The following is a 19,554-nucleotide window of genomic DNA, read 5'->3' on the forward strand; positions in this document are numbered from 1 at the left end:
CGCGGTGGTGAAGAAGCTGCTCGCCCTGGCCGTCGCCCTGGTGTTCTTTGGCCCCTCGGCCGGGCTGGTCGGCGTCGGAGTATTGATGAACCCGGCCGCGGCTGCGGCCGCGACCTGCGCGTCTTCGTCGTCGTTGACGATCGGCGCCATCCCCGACTCGCTGACTGCGACCACGAAGAACGGGGAGACGATCACCCTGAACAAGACTCAGCTCACCCACGCCGCCACCATCGCCACCATCGGCGGGCAGACCCCCGGCGTCGGCCGGCCCGGCGTGGTCGTCGCCCTGATGGCGGCCCTGACGGAGTCGACGCTGCGGATGCTCGCCAACACCAGCGCCTACCCCGAATCCGGCAATCTCCCGAACGACGGCAACGGGTCCGATCACGACTCGCTCGGCCTGTTCCAGATGCGGCCAGCCTCCGGGTGGGGCACGGTCGCCGAGCTCATGGACCCGTCCTACCAAGCCAGGGCCTTCTTCGGTGGCCAGAGCGGACCGAACTACCCCTCCCCGCGCGGCCTGCTCGACATTCCCGGCTGGCAGCAGATGGACCCCGGCGCAGCCGCCCAGGCGGTCGAGGTGTCGGCCTACCCGGACCGATACCAGAACTACCAGAGCGTCGCCGAGGCGATCCTGACCGCCCTCACCGCCCGCCCGGCGGGCAGCGGGGACGGTTCGGGTGAGACGCCCGTGGTGCCGGAGACCAGCCGGATTGTGTTCCCGCTGCCCGAGGGAACCTGGGTGCACACCAGCCCGTTCGGGTGGCGCACCGACCCGTTCACCGGCGAGCGGGCCTTGCACTCGGGCAGCGACTTCGCCGCCGCGGACGGCACCGCGATCCTCACCGTCGCAGACGGGCTCGTGGTGCGCGCCGACTACAGCGACTCCGGTGGCGGCACTATCGTCATCGAGCACACCGTCGCCGGCCAGGCCGTCGCCTCCACCTACCGGCACATGTGGGAGACCGGCATCCACGTTGCCACAGGCGAAACCGTCACCGCCGGGCAACACATCGGCGACGTCGGCAGCTCGGGCCGGTCCACCGGCCCGCACCTGCACCTGGAGATCCGGCCCGGCGGCCAGGATCAGGAGCCCGTCGACGCGGACGCCTGGCTCACCGACCATCAGGCCACGGGCGTCGGCGACAGTCAGGTGCCCCAGTCGGGGTGCGCGGCGGGCCTGGACGCCGCAGTGCCGGCACCGTTCACCGGAGCCGACCCCGACATGCTGGTGGACGACCCGACCACATCGGGGCGGATCACCGCCCGGATGGCGCACCTGTTCACCCAGTCCAAGGCGGCGTTCCCCGACAGCGGCTGGGCGTGCTGGTCGCCGCGGCCCGGCACCGCCTCCGAGCATCCGCTCGGGCGGGCGTGCGACGTGACCAACGGCAACCGGATCGGGCAGGCCGCCACCGGCGGCTCACTAGAAACCGGATGGGCGATGACGAACTGGCTCCAGGCCAACGCCGACGCCCTCGGCGTGGAGTACCTGATCTGGCAAGGCAAGGTCTGGTCACTAGCCCGTTCCGACGCCGGCTGGCGTCCCTACAACGGCGGCGGGATGCACGACCCGGCCAGCATCACCGGCGGCCACTACGACCACGTGCACATCACTGTCCGGGAAGGGGCGTGACCACGATGGACGTGTTCCCCGACTTCAGCGGCGTCGGCGGCGCCAGCGATCTGCGAGCCATCGTCGGCGCGTTGCTCATGTTCGTGCTCATCATCGCCGTGCTCATGGTGATCGTCTGCGCCATCGTGTGGGCGATCGCCTCGGCGAACGGCAACTACCACGCCGCGACCCGGGCCCGCTCCGGCCTGTGGGTTGCCCTCGGCGCAGCTGTCCTGGCCGGGGCCGCAGTCGCGTGGTTGAACTTCCTCCTCGACATCGGCACTCATCTGTAGCCGACCCCGTCCAGGAGACCGCGAGCGCACCTGAGAGTCGAGAAGCCATCTCGACCCATCAAGGAGCACATCGTGATCGACATCGACCCGAACTCGTCGGGACTTCCCGGCATCGAACAGCTACGCGTCATCGTCGGCGCCGTCATGACCGTCGGACTGATCCTCAGTGTCCTGGCCCTGATCGTCTCGGCGGTCGTGTGGGGCTTCGGCGCCAACAGCAGCAACCCCCATCTGGCGTCGCGGGGCAAGACCGGGGTGCTGGTTTCCTGCGGCGCGGCGATTCTGTGCGGGGCCGCCGTCACGCTGATCAACTTCTTCTGGGGCGTCGGGCAGGCCGTATGAATCCCCAGGCAGCACCGGGCTGGGGGTGGACCCGGTGAGCGTGTGCGACGTCCCGGTGATCTCCAGCGTGTGCGACGCCGTCGGCGAGGGCACGGCCTCCCTGGTGGCGGCCCCGTTCGACTGGCTCGCCCAGGCCATGGGCCAGGCCGCGGGCTGGCTGTTCGAGGCCGTCTGGTCGGTCTTCGATACCACCACCCTCGTGGACGTCACCGGCGCGGAGTATGTCGGTGTCTACAACATCCTGTTCGGCGTCGCCTGCTTCCTGTTCCTGATCTTCTTCTGCCTCCAGTTGATCACCGGGCTGATCCACCGCGACCCGACCGCGCTGTCCCGCGCCGGGCTCGGGCTGGCCAAGAGCGTTCTCGGCTCCTTCGTGCTCCTGACGCTGGTGGGGCTGCTGCTGGAGATCACCGACCAGCTCGCCATCGGGATCGTGCAGGCCACCGGCAACACCATGGAGTCCATGGGTGGCCGGATCGCCCTGCTCGCAGCCGGGCTGACAACCATCAACATCGCCGCGCCCGGGGTCGGAGCGGTGGTCACCATCTTCTTGGCCGGCCTGGCCATCTCGGCGGCGGGGATCGTGTGGTTCTCCCTGCTGATCCGCAAGGCGCTGCTGCTTGTCACGGTGGTCTTCGGACCCGTCGCACTGGCCGGAGCGACGTGGGACGCCACGAAGGGCTGGTTCTCCAAGTGGGCGAGCTTCGTCATCGCCCTGATCGCCTCCAAGTTGGTGCTGGTCGTGATCTTCCTGGTCGCCGTCGCCCAGGTCTCCGCGCCCATCGAGGCCGATCTCGCGTCCATCTCCGACCCCATCGCCGGCGTCGTGCTCATGCTCGTCGCCGCGTTCGCCCCCCTACATTACCTACAAGTTCATCAGCTTCGTCGGCTTCGACATGTACCACGCCATGTCCAGCGAACAGGAGGCCAAGCAGGCCCTGAACCGTCCTGTCCCGATCCCGGCAGCACCCTCGGCCGACACTGCCAAGAAGGTGCTCGACGGCGGCACCACAGGTGGCGGGACCAGCGCGGGCGGTGCACCCTCCACCCCCGGCAGCGGAACTGGTCCGGCGCCCACCGACGGCGGGACACCCGCCACTGGTGGCGCGAGCGCGCCTGGTGCGGGCTCGAGTTCCGCGGCGGGAAGCGGTGCCGCGACCTCCGGGGCGAGCGCAGGAGCTGGCGCTGGTGCTGGTGCAGCGGCAGGGCCGATCAGCGTGGCAGCCGTCGCCGGCGCTGCGGTCATCAAGGGCGCTGCCACCGCCGGACCGAAGGCCGGGAAAGCGGTCGGCGGGGCCGCCGAGGGACATGCCGGGGCCGCAGCCGAGCAAGCATCCCCGCCACCGGTCCCACCCACCCTGCCGCCGCGCGCGGACCCTGCCCCCATCCCGCCGGCCCAGTTCCCGTCGTCGCCTCCGCGTCACGCCGAACCGTCCCCGCCGCCCCCGTCGCCTGCACCGGGCACGCCCGGGAAGGAGTAGCCGATGCCCTCCACCAATCACCACGCCACCGGCGGGTATGGGTTGGCGCCCGTCCAGTTCTCCCGCCTGACCCGGCGCGGCGTCCTGCTCGGATTGTCCCTGCCCCAGCTCGTCGTCCTGGGCGTCGCGCTCCTCACTGTCGTTACCACCTTGTATTCCGGCGGCGGCATAGCGTTCGCCTGGACCGCACCCGTCTGGGTGACCGCCGGCCTGCTGGCCGTCGTCCCCATTGGCGGCAGGAAGCTCATCGAATGGGTTCCCGTCGTCGCCCGCTGGGCGGCCCGCACTTATCTCGGGCAGCTCGTCTACCGCCGCCGCGTCATCAAGCCCCGCCCCGCCGGGACGCTCGCCCTTCCCGGCGACGCCGCGAGTCTGCGCGAGTGGGAGGACCCCGAGACGGGCGCAGCGATGATCTACGACCCGCACGCTCAAACCCTCACCGCGATCCTCGGCGTCTCCCACCCGGCGTTCGTGCTCCTGGACCCGGGTGAACAGCAGCGCCGCGTCTCCGGGTGGGGCCGGGTGCTCGCCTCCGCGTGCCGGTCGGGGCGCATCGCCCGTATCCAAATCTCCGAGCGCACCCTGCCGGACTCGGGGACGGGACTTGAGGAGTGGTGGCGCACGCACGGCACCGACGACGGCTCCTGGGCGGCGACCACATACGCCGAGCTGATCGAGCGGGCCGGGCCCGCCGGGGAACGACACGCGACCACGATCGGCGTGGCCCTGGACATGAAGGCCGCGAGTCGGCAGATCAGAACCTCCGGCGGCGGGATGCGCGGTGCGGCGGCGGTGCTGCGTCAGGAGATGAGCACGCTGACGACGGCGCTGCGCGCGGCAGAGCTGACCTCGACCGGGTGGCTCACCCCCGGCGAGGTCGCCGTGATCCTGCGGTCGGCCTACGACCCGGCCGCCGCCCCGGCGTTGGAACGCCACGGCGACCTGGGTCGCGACCTGGCGATGGCCGGGCCGGTGGCCGTCACCGAGACGTGGGACCGTCTCCATTCCGACAGCGCGTTCCACGCGGTGCTGTGGATCACCGAGTGGCCCCGCTCGCAGGTCTATCCCGGCTTCCTGGCCCCGCTCGTGCTCTCCAGTGGCATCCAGCGGACGATCGCCCTGCATTACACGCCCGTCCGCGCCGACCAGGCCGCCCGGGATCTGCGCAAGAAGAAGACCGAGCTGATCTCCGACGCGGCCCAGCGCCGCAAGATCGGCCAGGTCGAGGACACCGAGCAGGCCGCCGAACTAGACGACGTGCTCCAGCAGGAAGCCGATCTGACCGCCGGGCACGGCGTCCTGCGCGTCACCGGGCTGATCAGCGTCTCCGCGCCCACCGTCGACGACCTCGACGCCGCCGTGTCCGCCGTCGAGCAGGCCGCCATCCAAGCCTCCTGCGAAACCCGCCGGCTAGTCGGCCAGCAGGCGCAGGCGTTCACCGTCGCAGCGCTGCCACTGTGCCGCACTGTCTGAGCCCGGCCAGGGCGGCGTACCTGCCGGGCAGCCTCGATTCTCAGATGTGAGGAGACCGATCATGCCAACCCTCGATGACCGTATCCCGGCACGGAGGCCGCAGTTCACGCGAGCGTGCACATGCCTGGGCAACCGGGCTCCGGCACAGAGCCGGGGGCTGGCGCTGTGAGCGGCGACGAGGAGGGCCGCCTGCACACGAGCATCCTGGTAGGTCCCACGGGTGAGCGGCGGCGACATCGCAAGGCACGGCAGCGGGCCGCCGCGCAGATCGAGGCGGACGCCCGGCAAAAGCGCAAGGCCGAGGCAAGAACGCGCTGGGAGGCCGAACAGATAGAGCGGCGCTCGGTGACCTACCTGCCCGCTGCCGGTGAGCCGGGAACCGCGACGTTGCGCACGCCGGGACGGTTCCGGCTCCCACGCCACCAGGACACCTCCGCCACATTGGCGGGGGCGTACCCGTTCCTCGCCGAGGCCGGGCTGGGCAGTCAGGGCGTGTTCGTGGGCCAGGACCTCTACAGCGGAGGGAGCTTCGTGTACGACCCGTGGGTCCTCTACCAGCGTGGGGTCATCACCGCACCCAACGTGGTCCTCGCCGGGATTGTCGGCTCCGGCAAGTCGAGCCTGGCGAAATCCCTCTACACCCGGTCGCTGCCGTTCGGGCGCCGTGTCTACGTTCCCGGCGACCCCAAGGGAGAACACACGGCGGTCGCGCAGGCGGTCGGCGGGCGGGCGATCATCCTCGGCCACGGGCTGCGCAACAGACTCAACCCCCTGGACGCCGGCTACCGGCCCTCATCGGTGTCGGACATTGAGTGGGCAACACAGGTGGCTTCGCGGCGCCGGGACCTGATCGGTGCGCTCGCAGAAACCGTGCTCGACCGGGCATTGTCCCCGTTGGAGCACACCGCCATCGACCTCGCCCTGACCGACGCAGTGCGCTCTGCTGACGTGCCGATCCTGCCGATGGTCGTCGACCGCATCCTCGCCCCGAACCCCGCCGACGACCAGGACGGGCGGCTCGCCGAAGACGGACGCCTCGTCGGGCACGCCCTGCGCCGCCTGGTCGCCGGGGACTTGCAGGGCTTGTTCGACGGCCCCTCGACGGTGCGATTCGACCCGTCGCTGCCGATGGTGTCCCTCGACCTGTCCCGCGTCGCGGAGAACACCACGCTCGTCTCCGTGCTGATGACCTGCTCCAGCGCATGGATGGAGTCGGCCCTGTCGGACCCGAACGGCGGCCAGCGGTGGGTGATCTACGACGAAGCCTGGCGGCTCATGCAATACCCGGCCCTGCTGCGACGCATGGACGCCCAATGGCGACTGGCCCGACATTTCGGCATCGCCAACATGTTGATCTTCCACAAGCTCTCCGATTTGGACAATGTGGGCGACTCCGGCTCCGCGATGCGCGCACTCGCCTCCTCGCTGCTGGCCAACGCCGAGACCCGGATCGTGTACCGGCAGGAACCCGACCAGCTCGGCTCGACCGCCCTAGCCCTCGGGCTGACCGGCACCGAGCAGAGACTTCTGCCGACGCTGGGCGTCGGCCAAGGGCTCTGGCGGATCAAGGACCGCTCGTTCGTCGTACAACACCAGCTGCACCCCGCGGAGCTCGCCGCGTTCGACACCACCGGCCGCATGACCGGGAAGTGACGGGTTTCGCGGAGTTCGTTCGGAGATCTCGGGAACCTGAGTGTTCGCCGGCGGTTTCAGGCTACTGGAGGGGGGACTCAAGCAGTTCTCCGAAGCACCGTCACCTAATCCCCCAGACGTCGACAAAACCGAACGAACCTAGCGGGCAGAGCGCACCCAGCGAACGTAAAACGGTGCAAAGAACCTGTCGCAGTAGAGACAGACCCGCGATCGGGTTCCCGCGGAAGGTGCCGTAGGTGCGCTGCGACCGACTCAACGAATAGGGCGCCCAGACCTACCTGGTCTCCAGACGGCCCGATGGCCGTCCTTTCGCAGAGAGCCAGGAGGCCAGCCCATGTCACTGTCGACCACTTCCCGACCTATCGCCCGCAAGCACCCGCCGGGCGGGTTGCGGCGCCGGATGGCGTCATTGCTGGTCGCGCTCCTCGTCGCGGCCAGCACGCTGGTGCTCGGGACCGTGCCGGCTCAGGCGGGAAGCCGCGGCGTCGGATACGAGGGCACGCTGGGCTTCCTCGGCGCGTACAGCACGGAGGTGGACGGTCGGCAGGCGTACTGCATCGACCTCGGCGCCGCCTCGCCGTTCGGGCAGACCTCAGGCCCGCGGACTGTGACCTCGCTGGATTCGCTGTCCCGCCAGCAACTCGCTGAACTGAACTATGTCCTGGACAGGTGGGGGCAATCGAGCGATCCGACCATAACAGCGGCGGTCGCGCTGTTCGTGTGGTCGGTGGCCGACTCGGGCACGTACAACAGCCACGGTATATCGGGCGACGATTACTACGTGGCCCGTGCTCCGTCCGGCGTCCGAGGGGCGATCCTGGACAACCTCGCCGAGATGCGGCAGGAAGCCGGAGTGAACGCGGTCACGGACCCGTCGCTATCGCTCGCGTTGGCGATGCAGGACCAGGACGCCGGGACGCTGACCGTCCAGGCACACCCGTCATCCTTGCAGGGCACGGCCACGCTCAGCGATGCCGTGTTCGCCGACGGCGGGTCGTCGCGCACGGTCGGCGCCGGCCAGTACCAGATCACCGGCACCCCGGCGGGCGGAGCAGCCTCCTATCGGGTGGAGGCGTCGATGAGCGTGGCCGCTGCCGGCTACGGCGCCCAGGTGGACCTGTACACGACGGCCGAGTCGCAGCGGCTCATCAGTGCCGTGGCCGGTTCGTCCACGGGCCTGTCGGCCGAGGCGCGGACTCCGGTGATCGAGCTGGACTTCCAGCCCGAGATCGGCACGCAGGTCGCCTCCCGATTCGTCGCTGAGGGCGACGTGTTTGTGGACAACCTGACGGTCACGGTCACCAAGGGCTCCTGGATCAACGTCGATGGCCGCCCGGTGCCAGTCACGGCGACTGGCACGCTCTACGGGCCGTTCGATGAGCAGCCCACCGAAGCCGCCGCCCCGCCGGCCGGAGCTCGCGTCGCCGGGGCCGAGGAGGTGACGTTGATCGGAGCCGGGTCCTACACCTCGCCCGGCACGATCACCGCCCCCGAGTCCGGCTTCTACACCTGGGTGTGGCAGATTGACAAGACCGCCCAAGGCGGCAACAGCAAGTACCTCACCGGGTCGTTCACGGACAGGTTCGGGCGCGTCGCCGAGACGGCAGTAACGCCGTTCCAGCCCAAGGCCGTCTCCGAGGCCGACCAGCACCTTGCCATTCCTGGTGACGCGCTGACCGACACGATCACCGTCGCCAGCTCGAACGGGGCGTGGCTGAAGCGCGACGGCGCGTTCATCCCCGTCGTCTTCGAGGGAACCGCCTACCAGGTACCCGGCACCCTCCCTCCAACGCAGGACGACAGCGTACCGACCGGCGCGGTGGCGCTGGGCACCGTGAAGGTCACCGCAGACGGGCCGGGCGTCTACAGCTCACCGGCGGTGATCGCCCCGACCGGCGGGTTCGTGACCTGGGTGTGGCAGGTGAAGAAGGCGTCGCAGCCGGAATGGGTGCGTGACTACCTCGCCGCCAACTGGACCGACGCCTACGGCATTCCGGTCGAGACGACCTCGGTGCGGTGGCCGGTCACCACGACCTCGCTGATGCGCGAATACAACGTCCACGAGGGAGGCCGGGCGTTCGACACCATGACAGTCACCGGGTTCCCCGCCAATCACGGCGAGTTCGCCGGTGACGGCTACTGGCAGGCCGATGTGGATGAACTGGTCCATACCGTCTATGGGCCGTTCGACACCGACGCGGTGCTCACCGACGACCTCGACCTGAGTTCGGCTCCGGTGCTGACGACGATCACGACCCCGGCACGCAACGGCGTCTACCGGCTCGGGTACACCGACGCGGACCGGATCACCCCGACCGTGCCGGGCTACTACGTGCTGGAGACCACGTTCGCTGGCGACGACCGTGTGCAGCCGTATCAGTCGTCTCCGGCGGACGTGCTGGAACGCTTCTACGTCCCGCCGACCCCCGAGGTCGAGCTGCCCGTCACGGTCATCACCCAGGCCACCCCGGCCGTCCTGGTCGGTGAGCTCTTCGGCGACACGGTGCTGGTGCAGGGCACGGTGCCCGAGGGCGCGACCCTGGTGTTCCGCGCCTACGGACCCCAGGCGGCCAATCAGGGCCCGGTGTGTGAGGCGGCGTTCTACGAGTCCGATCCGATCCCGGTCACCCAGCCCGGCGTCTACACCTCGGGAACGACAAGCGTCGATCAGCCCGGCAACGTGTACTGGATCGAAACCCTGTACGACAAGGACGGAACCATGCTGGTGGAGGGCACCTGCGGGGCACCCGGCGAGACCACCGTGGTCAGCGAGCAGCCCGAGACGCTGACCGTGACCACCATGGCCGTCGCGGAAGTCGCTTTGGGCGAGCCCGCCCACGACACCGCGAAGGTCACCGGCACCATCCCTGCCGACACAACGCTCACCTTCGAGGCATACCGGCAGGACGGCGACACCGCCACCTGCACCGCCGACGAGCTGGTGTTCACCTCCGAACAAATCGAGGTGACTGGTCCCGTCGAGTACACGTCGGCCGCTGTCGTCTTCGACCGGGCCGGCACCTACTACTGGATCGAGACGCTGCACGATGCCGAGGGCGAGGTGATCCACCGGGGCCTGTGCGGGGCACCCAACGAGACCACCACCGTCACCGAGGTACCGGAAACCCCCACTCCGACGCCGCCTTCGACGCCACCTGCCTCTGAGACGCCGGACACCCCGAACCGGCCCACCTCCCTGGCGCAGACCGGCGCAAACGGCCCGCTGCTGCCGCTCGGCATCGCCGGCGGCGTCTTCGCCCTCGCCGGAGCACTGACCCTCTGGTTCGGGCGGCGCCTGGCGCTGTACCGGGAACGCAACGGATACATCCGTGAGGAGGACCAAGCGTTCCTTGACCTCGTCGAGCACGACGAGGGCTGACCAGCGGACGCTGGGAGGGGAGGGGCACCCACACGCGGTGGGTGCCCCTCCCCTCCTGTCCGAGTCCAACTCCCAGTGTCTTAGTGGGGCGCGTTGCCGCACCTGTTCCATATCCGCACAGAAGGAGCCTGGAACATGACGCAGTCCATCCCCGACAGCCAGCACAGCCGAGCAGCACAATGACCCGGCGCCGAGACCACCGTGGCAATGACAAGCAGGATCACGAACAGACGCCCGTGCCGGTCGTCTTACCCCATGTGGTCGTGGAAGTGGCCGAGAACGGCACGATGACCGTCACGGTCGACGGGACCGTCTATGAGCCCGAACCGTTCGCGCCGCCATGGCGGCGCGAGTCCTTCGCGCACGTCCTTGACCGGCTCACCGAGCGCCACCACTGCCCTTTGAGAGTCGAGGTCCACGAGGCGGACGGCAGCGCGTTCACCGACATCATCACGCCCGGGAAACGTCGCCTGAGTCCGCCTGAGCCCACGGTTGCACAGCGAGAAGTCCCTGAGCTCCTGGTGCGGCGCGGTGAGGGGTTCGCCCCCGGAGAGGACGTGGCGATTGCCATCGTCGTCGCCCACGGCGACGCGGCCCCAGACGGTGCCATGCGCGCCGTGCTGGCCACCGACCAGCTCGCCGCGAGCCCGACCCGGGAGGTCATCCTGTTCGGCCGCGTCTCCGGCACCCTCACCATCGGGCGCCCCGAATGAACGCACCCGCGCCACCGCGATCTCGCTCGGGGAAGAGCTGACCGACTGGTATCGGCGATCACGCCGGCACGACTGGGACAACCGGGTCGCTGGATGGCGGGATCACCGTGACCGGCTCGTGTCGCGACACGTGAGATGCGGCGCGTGACCGCACCTGATCACCGATGCGGCAGTCCGAGCACCAGGAGCGACCATGTCTATCCCCCCGTCCCAGCGCCCCACCAACGACGCCTTCGTCAACGTCGCCCTGGGTGGTCTGGTCATCGTGGCGCTGTTCAGTCTGGTGCTTCGCCTGGCCGGGAGCATCGCCGCGTTCCTGACCGGGCGGCCGCAACCGGACGGGGACGTCATCGCCGGTGTTGGTGTCCTGGCCTCGCCGCTGGACCCTGGCACGCCACTGGGCACGCCGGGCCTCAATCCGATCGTCTACTGGGCGATCGCCGCCGTGCTGATCGGCACGGTCATCACGGCTGCGGTGTTCACCTGGCGGCTGATCACCCGTGGGCGGGGACGCGTTGATCCGCGGCGTCTCGACGGGGCCGCGGGGGGCTCGGAAATCTTGGCGGTCGCTTCGCGGCGCGCGTTGCTGCGCCGGGCGAAGACCTTCCGTCCCTCGCTGAACAAGCCCCAACCCTGCGATGTCGGCTACCTGCTGGGCACCTCGCGGGGCCGGCAGGTGTGGGCGACCGTGGAGGACTCGATCTTGCTGATCGGCCCGCCGCGCTCCGGCAAGGGTCTGCACGTTGTCATCAACAGCATCCTGGATGCGCCCGGCGCCGTCGTCACGACGAGCACCAGGCCGGACAACATCACCGCGACTCTGCTGGCGCGTCAGGACAAGGGTCCGGTGGCGGTGTTCGACCCGCAGTGTATCGCGCCCGGTCTGCCCGCAGGGCTGCGCTGGTCGCCGGTGCGGGGCTGTGAGGACCCGCTCACGGCGATGATCCGCGCTGTCGGATTGTCGACGGCGACTGACTTCGGGTCGGTCTCCGGCGGTGACTTCTGGCAGGGCAAGACGACCGCCGCGATCCAGGTGCTGCTGCACGCCGCCGCCCTCGACCACCGCGACGCGGGCGCCCTCTACAGCTGGGCGCTGAACCCGACCGCCGCGGGGGATGCGGTGCGCATCCTCCAGTCCAACCCGCGGGCTGCCGAGGGCTGGGCGGAGTCGCTGGAGTCGATGCTGCAATCCGACCCGCGCACCCGCGACAGCATCTGGCAGGGCGTGTCCCTGGCGTTCTCCGCGCTGGCCGACCCGCGCGTGCTGGACGCGGTGACCCCCCGGCCCGGCGAGGAGTTCGACCCGGAACGGTTCCTCACCCAGAACGGCACCTTGTATTTGCTCGCTACCGGGGCAGGAGCCGGGGCGAGCGCGTCGCTGGTCGCGGCCTTGATCGAGGATCTGGTCGAGACCGCTCGACGGCTCGCGGCACGGTCCCCGGGGGCGCGGTTGGACCCGCCGCTGCTGCTTGCCCTGGACGAGATCGGGAACCTCGCGCCGCTGCCGAGCCTGCCGACGCTGATGGCCGAGGGCGGCGGCACGGGCATCACGACACTGCCCGTGTTGCAATCCCTCGCCCAGGCCAGGGAGAAGTGGGGCGAGAACGCGGCAGCGGCAATCTGGGATGCCTCGATCGTGAAGATCGTGCTCGGCGGCGCCTCCAACTCCCGCGATCTGCAGGACCTGTCCACCCTCATCGGGGAACGCGACGAGATCACCGACTCGGTGACCATCGGCGACTACGGGTCCCGGTCCTCGCAGCGCTCCGTGCGCCGCGTGCCGGTGCTGCCGCCGGACGTGCTGCGCACCATGCCATTCGGCCTCGGCGTCATCCTGCTGCGCGCCGCGCGGCCGATCATCACCGACCTGCGGCCGTGGATGAAGCGGTCTGACGCTGCTGCGCTCGCTGCCGGCCAACGTGACGTCGAGGCGCTGCTGCGCGCCAGTTCCTGACTCACCGCTCTGGGGCTCACGTCCTCACCTGTGCACTGGAGGCGGCCCGGTGGCCGTCCTCGACTCACAGTTGAAGGAGGTAGCCGTGGCTATCAGAACATCGCAGGCAATCAACGGGTTCATCTCGGACGATCCCCGGCTGAGCTACACCCAGGACGGGCAGGCCCGCTTCTACGCGCGCGTCGGCATCAAGCACTTCCAGCGCACCGACGACGGCCAGTTCCACCGGCTCGCGAACACCTACCACGACCTGATCCAGTTCGGTCGGGCCGCGGAGCTGTCCTACGAGCGGTTCTCTAAGGGCGATGAGTTCCTCGCCCAGGGTGAGGTTCGCGAGTACACGCGCGACGTCGATGGGGTCTCCCGCACCGATGAGCAGTTCCTCGCCCGCCGGATCGGCCACGACCCGAACACGACGACCTACACCGTTGAGCGCAGGCCCGCCGCCGACCGCGACGGGACCGAACGTGAGAGTCCCGAGCGCGGGTCCGCGGATCGCGAGCCGGCCGAGAAGGAAGCCGCGCAGCAGGAGGAGCCTTCCCGAGCCCGCGGCAGCCGCCGCGGCCGACAGCTCGGGGCCGCCGAGCCCACCGCGCAGGCCCAGCCCGCCGCGACCGAGGCCGCGGCCCGCTGACCGCCGACCGCTGGCGGTGGCCGCAGGCGTGCCTGGCCTGCCCGACTCCCCCGCTCCGCAGGTGGACCCGCGTACCCGGCCACCGCCAGCCCCCCGAGACATCACCACTACCGCCGTGGCCGCAACGAAGGACGAGACCGATGACCGACGAGACCGAGAACCACGACAACGAGACCGACGACACCCTCGTGCCCCCCGAGGCCGACGAACCCGACGACGTCACCGCGGTGCCCGCCGACGACGACAGAGGCGAGAACGAAGACAGTGGCGGCGACCGGTTCGCCTTCGACGACATCCCGGCCCCGCCGCGCCCGATCAACTGGCGCACCCTCGGTTCATCCGACGCCGAGTACGAATGGCTGGCCCTCAACGAGTGGGTGAACTGGCTGCGCATCGAGTTCGGTCTACCGGCCGCCGTCATCCCGCCGATGTGGCACCGCCACCCCGAGCTCGTCTGGGAGCTCAGCGCCCTACATCTTCGCTGGCTCGGCTGCTACGACCCCCAGCAGGACGCCGCCGGGCCGCTGGCGTTCCTGACCGACTTCCACGCCGCCCAACAGCGGCTGCGGGAATGGGTCTCCATCTCCGGCACCCGCCTGGACCGCGACCGGCCCACCCGGCAGACCGCCTGGCCCGGCGAAGAGCCCACAGCCGAGACCAGCGAACAGCCGATCACCGACCGGGACGAGGACTTCGTCGCGTTCGTGATCGAGGACGTCACCCGCCGGGCGGAGGCCGAGGTCGCCTTCCTTCGAAGCGAGGACGCCGAATCGTGAGCGGGGAACAGGCCCCTGACCCGCGACCTGCCTCGCTCGCAGGGACCCGACGCCTCGGCGTTCGGGTGGTCGAGAAGAGCCAGCCCGACGTGCGGGGCCTGGCACGGGCGTTCGTCGGGGTCATCCTCGCTCGCCGCTTCACCGACCGCGAGGAGGCGAACGCGGCGATGGCCGACTACCCCGCGCGCCACAACCCCCGACCTCGAAATCAGGATGACCGACCGGTAAAGTAGGAAGCGCACACCGCCCCTCGCGTGTGCCGCCAACACATCGTTGCTTGCGCCCCACCGAGCGCATCGACCCCGGCTGACCGGGGACCTCTCTTGTTCAGGAACCGCGCGGCACGCGCCTCGAACAAGATGAGGAACCACTGTGGACCACCACACCAACGATGCAGAACAGTTCACCAGCCCGCTCGCCGTGTCCTACCTGCGCGTCTCCACCAAGGCACAAGCACACCGGGGCGGACGCGACGAGGGCTACTCGCTGCCCGATCAGCGCAAGGTCGTCGACCGGAAGGCCGCCAACCTCAGCGCGGTCATCGTGGCCGAGTTCATCGACCCCGGCGAGTCAGCCAAGACCCGCGACAAGCGCACCTCGCTCAACGAGATGATGGAGTACATCCGGGCCAACACCATCACCTACTGCATCATCCCGAAGCTCGACCGGCTGGCCCGCAACCGCCTCGATGACGCGCTCATCCACGCCGAGCTGCGAGCCGAAGGTGTCAAGCTCGTCTCCGCCGCCGAGAACATCGACGAGACCCCGGCCGGGATGCTCACCCACGGCATCATGGCCTCGATCGCCGAGTTCTACTCCCTGAACCTGGCGATGGAGGTCACCAAGGGCCTACGGACCAAGGCCACCACCGGCGGCACGATCGGCCGGGCGCCGCTCGGCTACCGCAACATCCAGGTCCGCACCGACAACGGCTACGAACTGCGCACCGTCGAACTCGACCCCGAGCGGGCACCACTGGTCACCTGGGCCTTCGAGGCGTACGCCACCGGCGACTGGACACTGTCGACCCTGCTGGAAGAGTTGACGCTGCGCGGCCTGACCTCGGTCGCCAGCCCACGCCGGCCCTCCAAGCCGATCTTCGTCTCCACCCTGCACCGGATGCTCCAGAATCCCTACTACAAGGGAACCGTCATCTACGACGGCGTCCCCTACGACGGGACGCACCAACCACTCGTGCCCGTCGACGTCTGGACCCAGGTGCAAGCCGTGCTGCGCGCCAACAACGTCGCCGGCGACAAGACACAGACCCACGACCACTACCTCAAGGGCTCCGTGTACTGCTCGAACTGCGGCTCACGGCTCGTCATCACCCACGCGAAGAACCGCCACGGCAGCATCTACCCCTACTTCATCTGCGCCGGCCGGCACCGCAAGACCACCGACTGCACCCGCAAAGCCATGCACATCTATCAGGTCGAGGACCTCATCGTGCAGCACTACTCCCGCGTGCAACTTGACCCGGCAACCAGGACGGCGCTGGAGGGAGCGATTGCCGAGGAGTTCGCGATCCTAGGCGCCCAGGCCACACTTGAGACCCAGGACCTGACCAAGCAGAAGCACGACCTGCTCATCCAGCGCGACAAGCTCATGCAGGCCCACTACGCCGGAGCCGTCCCGCTCGACCAGCTCAAAGCCGAACAGGACCGCATCTCCTCCACACTGGCACAGATCACCGGCAGGCTCGACGCCGCCAGCGCGAACTACGCCGAAGCGCAAGCCGAACTGGCCGACTGCCTCGACCTCACCAGCGACTGCTACGCCGTGTACCAGCAGGCACCCGACTCCGTGCGCCGCCTGTTCAACCAGGCGTTCTTCGAGAAGATCTACATCACCGACCAAGACGAGATCCGCGCGGTGCCCACCGGCGCCTTCGCGCTCCTGCTCGACACCAGCACGCAGACCGCCGCCCGCCACCGGCACGACACCAGGCCCCGAAACGCTCAAACCCCCGACCGCTCTTCTGCGGACGAGGGTTTGAACTTGATGCGTTGGGTGGAGCTAGAGGGATTCGAACCCTCGACCTCTTCCATGCCATGGAAGCGCGCTACCAACTGCGCCATAGCCCCGAACCGGACCGCCGCACTCTCATGCGGCGACCCGTCAACTATACCGGGACCTCGCCGAGCCGACAAAATCAACGGCTGTGCCGGTGCTCACTGCAGCACGGAAATACCACCGGCGCTCGGCCTGCCCGACGTCGTCTCACCCACCGATGACATCCTCGACGGCACCAATGTTGTGGGAGACCATCCGCCATTCGTCGTGCCGAGCATCGCAGGCCAACTCCGACCAATGACAGTTGTCCAACCCCCGCAATGCAGTGAAGGTCCCGGCGTCCAGCCCGATCATCGCAATGAGGCCCCGCGCGATCGCGGCACCATGGGAGGCAATCAGCAGCGTCTCGTCTGCCCCAGTCTGCAGGATATGGTCGAGCAGAGCCTCCCGGACCCGCTCCCCCACGGCCCGCGACGACTCGACACCGACCTCAGGAGTCTCCTGGCCTGCGAGCCACCGCGCGTGCGACTCGGGGAAGATCTCCTCGATCTCGGCGCCCGTGTGTCCCTCAAAATCGCCGTAGCTCCGTTCGATCAACCGATCATCCGTCTCGACCTGGATCCTGCCACCCCCGTCAAATGTCGCCCCGACCAGCAAGCCACGCTTGGCCAACGCCTTGGCGACGATCCTGCCGGTCTCGTGGGCACGCCTGAGCGGTGAGGTCACGACACGCACGCCGCCCTCGGGTGTGGCGTTGGGAGTCACCCCGACAGACCCGCCATGCCCGGACAGTCGCCGTGCGAGGACGTCCGCCGCCCGCCGCGCTTGCTCTCGTCCGGTGTCGTTGAGCGGAATGTCCGATGAACCCTGGAAGCGGCCTCGAACATTGAAATCGGTCTGACCGTGCCGCAGGAGGACGATGCGTGAAGAGTGTGCCACCCACTCAGACTGCCACATCACCGAGTTCATGCCCGACGACGCCCAGGTGCTCCAGTGGGATCACGGGGCAATCCCCCCACAGTTTCTCCAGCGCGTAGTACTCCCGGTCCTCGTCCACCAGAACATGGACGGTCAGGTCGCCATAGTCGACGAGGACCCAGCGAGCATCGGAGCGCCCCTCGATCCGATCCGGCAAGATCCCGAACTGCCGGGACATCTCATCCATGACATTCTCCGCAATCGCGCGGACCTGTCGCTCGCTCGGAGCAGAGGTGATGAGGAAGGCCTCCGCAAGATGGAGGCGTTCAGACACGTCAATGACGACCGGATCGGTCGCCAGTTTGCCAAGAGCGGCTTCCGTCGCCACTCGGATCAATCCCTCTGTCTCGCGACTGCAGGTCACGGTGTCTCCCGTCCGTCAATGGGTGCCGACGCACTCAGTGTGGCACGCGCATCGCGTCGCGCCCGAGCTCATCGCTCCGAATGTCCTCGATCGCGTGGAATTGATCACACAGTGGACGGCCACAGTCTCGTGCCGGACGCCGGGCGGACACCAGGTGCACAGTCACCACTTGTTACATGAGAGTGTCGCCAACATGAGCCATGCTGATGAGCAAGCGGCGTGCTTCGCGGTGGGTTCAGTCCCGGTAGAGGTCGTACTTTGCGATGTACTGGACGACTCCGTCGGGCACCAAGTACCACACCGGCTTGCCCTCCTGGACGCGCTCGCGGCAGTCCGTCGAGGAGATCGCCATCGCGGGTACTTCCAGCAGTGAAACGGAGTCGCGCGGCAGTCCGTTCGCATCGAGGACATGCCCCGGACGCGTCACGCCGACGAAGTGGGCCATGTCGAAAAGCCTGTCGGCGTCCTTCCATTGGGCAATCTGCGCCAAGGCGTCAGCGCCAGTGATGAAGAAGTAGTCAGCATCGGGCTCCCGGGCCCTCAGATCGGTCAACGTGTCAATCGTGTAGGTCATCCCCCCACGGTCGATGTCGACGCGCGAGACGTCGAAGGACGGATTCGAGGCCGTCGCGATGACCGTCATCAAGTAGCGATGCTCAGCCGGAGTCACCCGACGCCCGGCCTTGAAGGGCTGCATCGCCGCCGGCACGAAGATCACCTGGTCCAGATGGAACACCTGCATGACCTCCGAGGCTGCCACGAGGTGGCCATGGTGGATCGGGTCGAAGGTGCCGCCCATGATTCCGATGGAACGACGGTGGGTCGCATTCGCCACACGTGCCTCCTGTGGAGGGTCAAGGACCGTCGCGGTCCGGGATGCCCGGGATTCCACGGCCCGGGGCACACGGCAGAGTACCCCTTTCGTCCGCGATGGCAGGTGATCACCCATACATGAGCACATCTCGCGCAAAAACTGCTCAAAACTACCCGAGCGACTGATCACACAGAGCCGTATTGAACAGAAGCTCTCAGGTATCACGCTACGATCGGAGCACTCTATCCTTGTCAGTCCGTCGAAAGCCCTCACCTCCATGAACCGACATGAGCGCCTGTCACTGCTCGCCGACCTCGTCATTCAACGCGGAACGATCCGGGTCGACGACATCATCGAGGAACTGGGCATCTCCGGTGCCACAGCCCGGCGAGATCTCGATGCCCTCGCGAACCAGCAGCTGCTGACCCGCACGCGCGGCGGTGCGATCGCCAACGCCGCCACCGGAGAGCTCCCCCTGCGCTATCGGGCAACCCGTCAGGGCGACCAGAAGCGACGCATCGCCGAGGCCGCGGTCGCAATGGTCCATCCCGGCGAGGTCATCGCACTCAACGGGGGGACCACGACCACCCAAATGGCCCTGGAGCTCGGAATCGCTTCCTCCTCGAATCCAGGATTCACAGAGCTTCCCGTCACCGTCGTCACGAATGCCGTCAACATCGCCGCCGACCTCACTGTGCGGCCCAATGTTCGCGTCGTCGTCACCGGAGGGGTCGCCCTCGCGCGTTCCTATGAGTTGATCGGGCCGCTCGCCCAGGCGAAACTGCCCCGGATCTCCATCGGAACGGCTTTCCTCGGAGTCCATGGGATCGTCGCGGGCGAGGGCCTGTTCACGATCCACGACGGGGAGGCTGTCATCAACGCGGCCTTCGCCGAGGCCGCCCGACGCCTTGTCGTCATCGCCGACCATTCGAAACTCGGCGCTTTCTCCTTCGCGAAGATCGTCGACAACGACCTCGTCGACACGTTGATCACCGATTCCGAGGCCGATCCGGTCCAGGTGCGAGCCTTCGAGGACTCCGGCGTCCACGTCGTCCTCGCCTGAGCACGG

General features: G+C 68.6%; 16 protein-coding genes, 1 tRNA gene and 2 pseudogenes. 14 read left to right on the forward strand and 5 right to left on the reverse strand.

The window, feature by feature from the left end:
- The first annotated feature begins 4 nt into the window (after positions 1-4).
- The 13 genes and pseudogenes from VGC18_RS06525 to VGC18_RS16200 form a co-directional block, all read left to right on the forward strand.
- On the forward strand, positions 5-1,636 hold the full coding sequence (locus VGC18_RS06525; protein ID WP_331095480.1) for a M23 family metallopeptidase: 1,632 nt from the start codon (positions 5-7) through the stop codon (positions 1,634-1,636).
- A gap of 5 nt (positions 1,637-1,641) precedes the next feature.
- The gene (locus VGC18_RS06530) at positions 1,642-1,908 is read left to right on the forward strand and encodes a DUF6112 family protein (RefSeq protein ID WP_331095555.1); all 267 of its coding nucleotides are present in this window, start codon (positions 1,642-1,644) and stop codon (positions 1,906-1,908) included.
- A gap of 72 nt (positions 1,909-1,980) precedes the next feature.
- Positions 1,981-2,250 carry a DUF6112 family protein gene (locus tag VGC18_RS06535; RefSeq protein ID WP_331095482.1) on the forward strand — a complete coding sequence of 90 codons (270 nt, stop codon included), beginning with the start codon at positions 1,981-1,983 and terminating at the stop codon, positions 2,248-2,250.
- A 34-nt stretch (positions 2,251-2,284) separates the two neighbouring features.
- Positions 2,285-3,731 (forward strand): annotated as a pseudogene (locus VGC18_RS06540) (conjugal transfer protein TrbL).
- 3 nt (positions 3,732-3,734) lie between these two features.
- On the forward strand, positions 3,735-5,204 hold the full coding sequence (locus tag VGC18_RS06545) for an SCO6880 family protein (protein WP_331095484.1): 1,470 nt from the start codon (positions 3,735-3,737) through the stop codon (positions 5,202-5,204).
- A 165-nt stretch (positions 5,205-5,369) separates the two neighbouring features.
- A complete protein-coding gene (locus VGC18_RS06550) occupies positions 5,370-6,857 on the forward strand; it encodes an ATP-binding protein (RefSeq protein WP_331095486.1) in 1,488 nt (495 codons plus the stop codon).
- Positions 6,858-7,257: 400 nt separating this feature from the next.
- Positions 7,258-10,236, forward strand: a complete 2,979-nt coding sequence (locus tag VGC18_RS06555) for a hypothetical protein (RefSeq protein WP_331095488.1) — start codon at positions 7,258-7,260, stop codon at positions 10,234-10,236.
- A 179-nt stretch (positions 10,237-10,415) separates the two neighbouring features.
- Positions 10,416-10,949: a hypothetical protein gene (locus VGC18_RS06560; protein WP_331095490.1), complete on the forward strand. Its 534-nt coding sequence runs from the start codon at positions 10,416-10,418 to the stop codon at positions 10,947-10,949.
- 193 nt (positions 10,950-11,142) lie between these two features.
- A complete protein-coding gene (locus VGC18_RS06565) occupies positions 11,143-12,903 on the forward strand; it encodes a type IV secretory system conjugative DNA transfer family protein (protein WP_331095492.1) in 1,761 nt (586 codons plus the stop codon).
- Positions 12,904-12,988: 85 nt separating this feature from the next.
- Positions 12,989-13,537, forward strand: a complete 549-nt coding sequence (locus tag VGC18_RS06570; protein ID WP_331095494.1) for a single-stranded DNA-binding protein — start codon at positions 12,989-12,991, stop codon at positions 13,535-13,537.
- A gap of 140 nt (positions 13,538-13,677) precedes the next feature.
- Complete coding sequence (locus VGC18_RS06575; RefSeq protein ID WP_331095496.1) at positions 13,678-14,313, forward strand: hypothetical protein; 636 nt, start codon at positions 13,678-13,680, stop codon at positions 14,311-14,313.
- The gene (locus VGC18_RS06580; protein WP_331095498.1) at positions 14,310-14,546 is read left to right on the forward strand and encodes a hypothetical protein; all 237 of its coding nucleotides are present in this window, start codon (positions 14,310-14,312) and stop codon (positions 14,544-14,546) included. Before VGC18_RS06575 ends, VGC18_RS06580 begins: the two co-directional genes overlap by 4 nt.
- Before the next feature lie 187 nt (positions 14,547-14,733).
- A pseudogene (locus VGC18_RS16200) lies at positions 14,734-15,762 on the forward strand (recombinase family protein); the annotation flags it as partial.
- A gap of 81 nt (positions 15,763-15,843) precedes the next feature.
- Here VGC18_RS16200 and VGC18_RS06590 read toward each other — a convergent pair.
- From VGC18_RS06590 to nadD, 5 genes are all read right to left on the reverse strand, one after another.
- Positions 15,844-16,254: a hypothetical protein gene (locus VGC18_RS06590; RefSeq protein WP_331095501.1), complete on the reverse strand. Its 411-nt coding sequence runs from the start codon at positions 16,252-16,254 to the stop codon at positions 15,844-15,846.
- Between the two features lie 73 nt (positions 16,255-16,327).
- A tRNA-Ala gene (locus tag VGC18_RS06595) sits at positions 16,328-16,400 on the reverse strand.
- Positions 16,401-16,536: 136 nt separating this feature from the next.
- Positions 16,537-17,268 (reverse strand): histidine phosphatase family protein, encoded by a 732-nt coding sequence (locus VGC18_RS06600; RefSeq protein WP_331095503.1) that lies wholly within the window; start codon positions 17,266-17,268, stop codon positions 16,537-16,539.
- A gap of 4 nt (positions 17,269-17,272) precedes the next feature.
- The gene (gene rsfS / locus VGC18_RS06605) at positions 17,273-17,635 is read right to left on the reverse strand and encodes a ribosome silencing factor (protein ID WP_331095505.1); all 363 of its coding nucleotides are present in this window, start codon (positions 17,633-17,635) and stop codon (positions 17,273-17,275) included.
- A gap of 271 nt (positions 17,636-17,906) precedes the next feature.
- Positions 17,907-18,506, reverse strand: a complete 600-nt coding sequence (gene nadD / locus VGC18_RS06610; protein WP_331095508.1) for a nicotinate-nucleotide adenylyltransferase — start codon at positions 18,504-18,506, stop codon at positions 17,907-17,909.
- Positions 18,507-18,762: 256 nt separating this feature from the next.
- Between nadD and VGC18_RS06615 the strand changes: the two genes are divergently transcribed.
- Positions 18,763-19,548, forward strand: a complete 786-nt coding sequence (locus VGC18_RS06615; protein WP_331095510.1) for a DeoR/GlpR family DNA-binding transcription regulator — start codon at positions 18,763-18,765, stop codon at positions 19,546-19,548.
- The last annotated feature ends 6 nt before the right edge of the window (positions 19,549-19,554 follow it).

This window comes from Lacisediminihabitans sp., assembly GCF_036404185.1.
Lineage (GTDB): Bacteria > Actinomycetota > Actinomycetes > Actinomycetales > Microbacteriaceae > Lacisediminihabitans.

Coding starts and splice junctions, on each gene's coding strand:
- VGC18_RS06560 (WP_331095490.1), top strand. CDS start 10,416: ATGACCCGGCGCCGAGACCACCGTGGCAATGACAAGCAGGATCACGAA.
- VGC18_RS06615 (WP_331095510.1), top strand. CDS start 18,763: ATGAACCGACATGAGCGCCTGTCACTGCTCGCCGACCTCGTCATTCAA.
- VGC18_RS06555 (WP_331095488.1), top strand. CDS start 7,258: ATGGCGTCATTGCTGGTCGCGCTCCTCGTCGCGGCCAGCACGCTGGTG.
- VGC18_RS06530 (WP_331095555.1), top strand. CDS start 1,642: ATGGACGTGTTCCCCGACTTCAGCGGCGTCGGCGGCGCCAGCGATCTG.
- VGC18_RS06545 (WP_331095484.1), top strand. CDS start 3,735: ATGCCCTCCACCAATCACCACGCCACCGGCGGGTATGGGTTGGCGCCC.
- VGC18_RS06575 (WP_331095496.1), top strand. CDS start 13,678: ATGACCGACGAGACCGAGAACCACGACAACGAGACCGACGACACCCTC.
- VGC18_RS06565 (WP_331095492.1), top strand. CDS start 11,143: ATGTCTATCCCCCCGTCCCAGCGCCCCACCAACGACGCCTTCGTCAAC.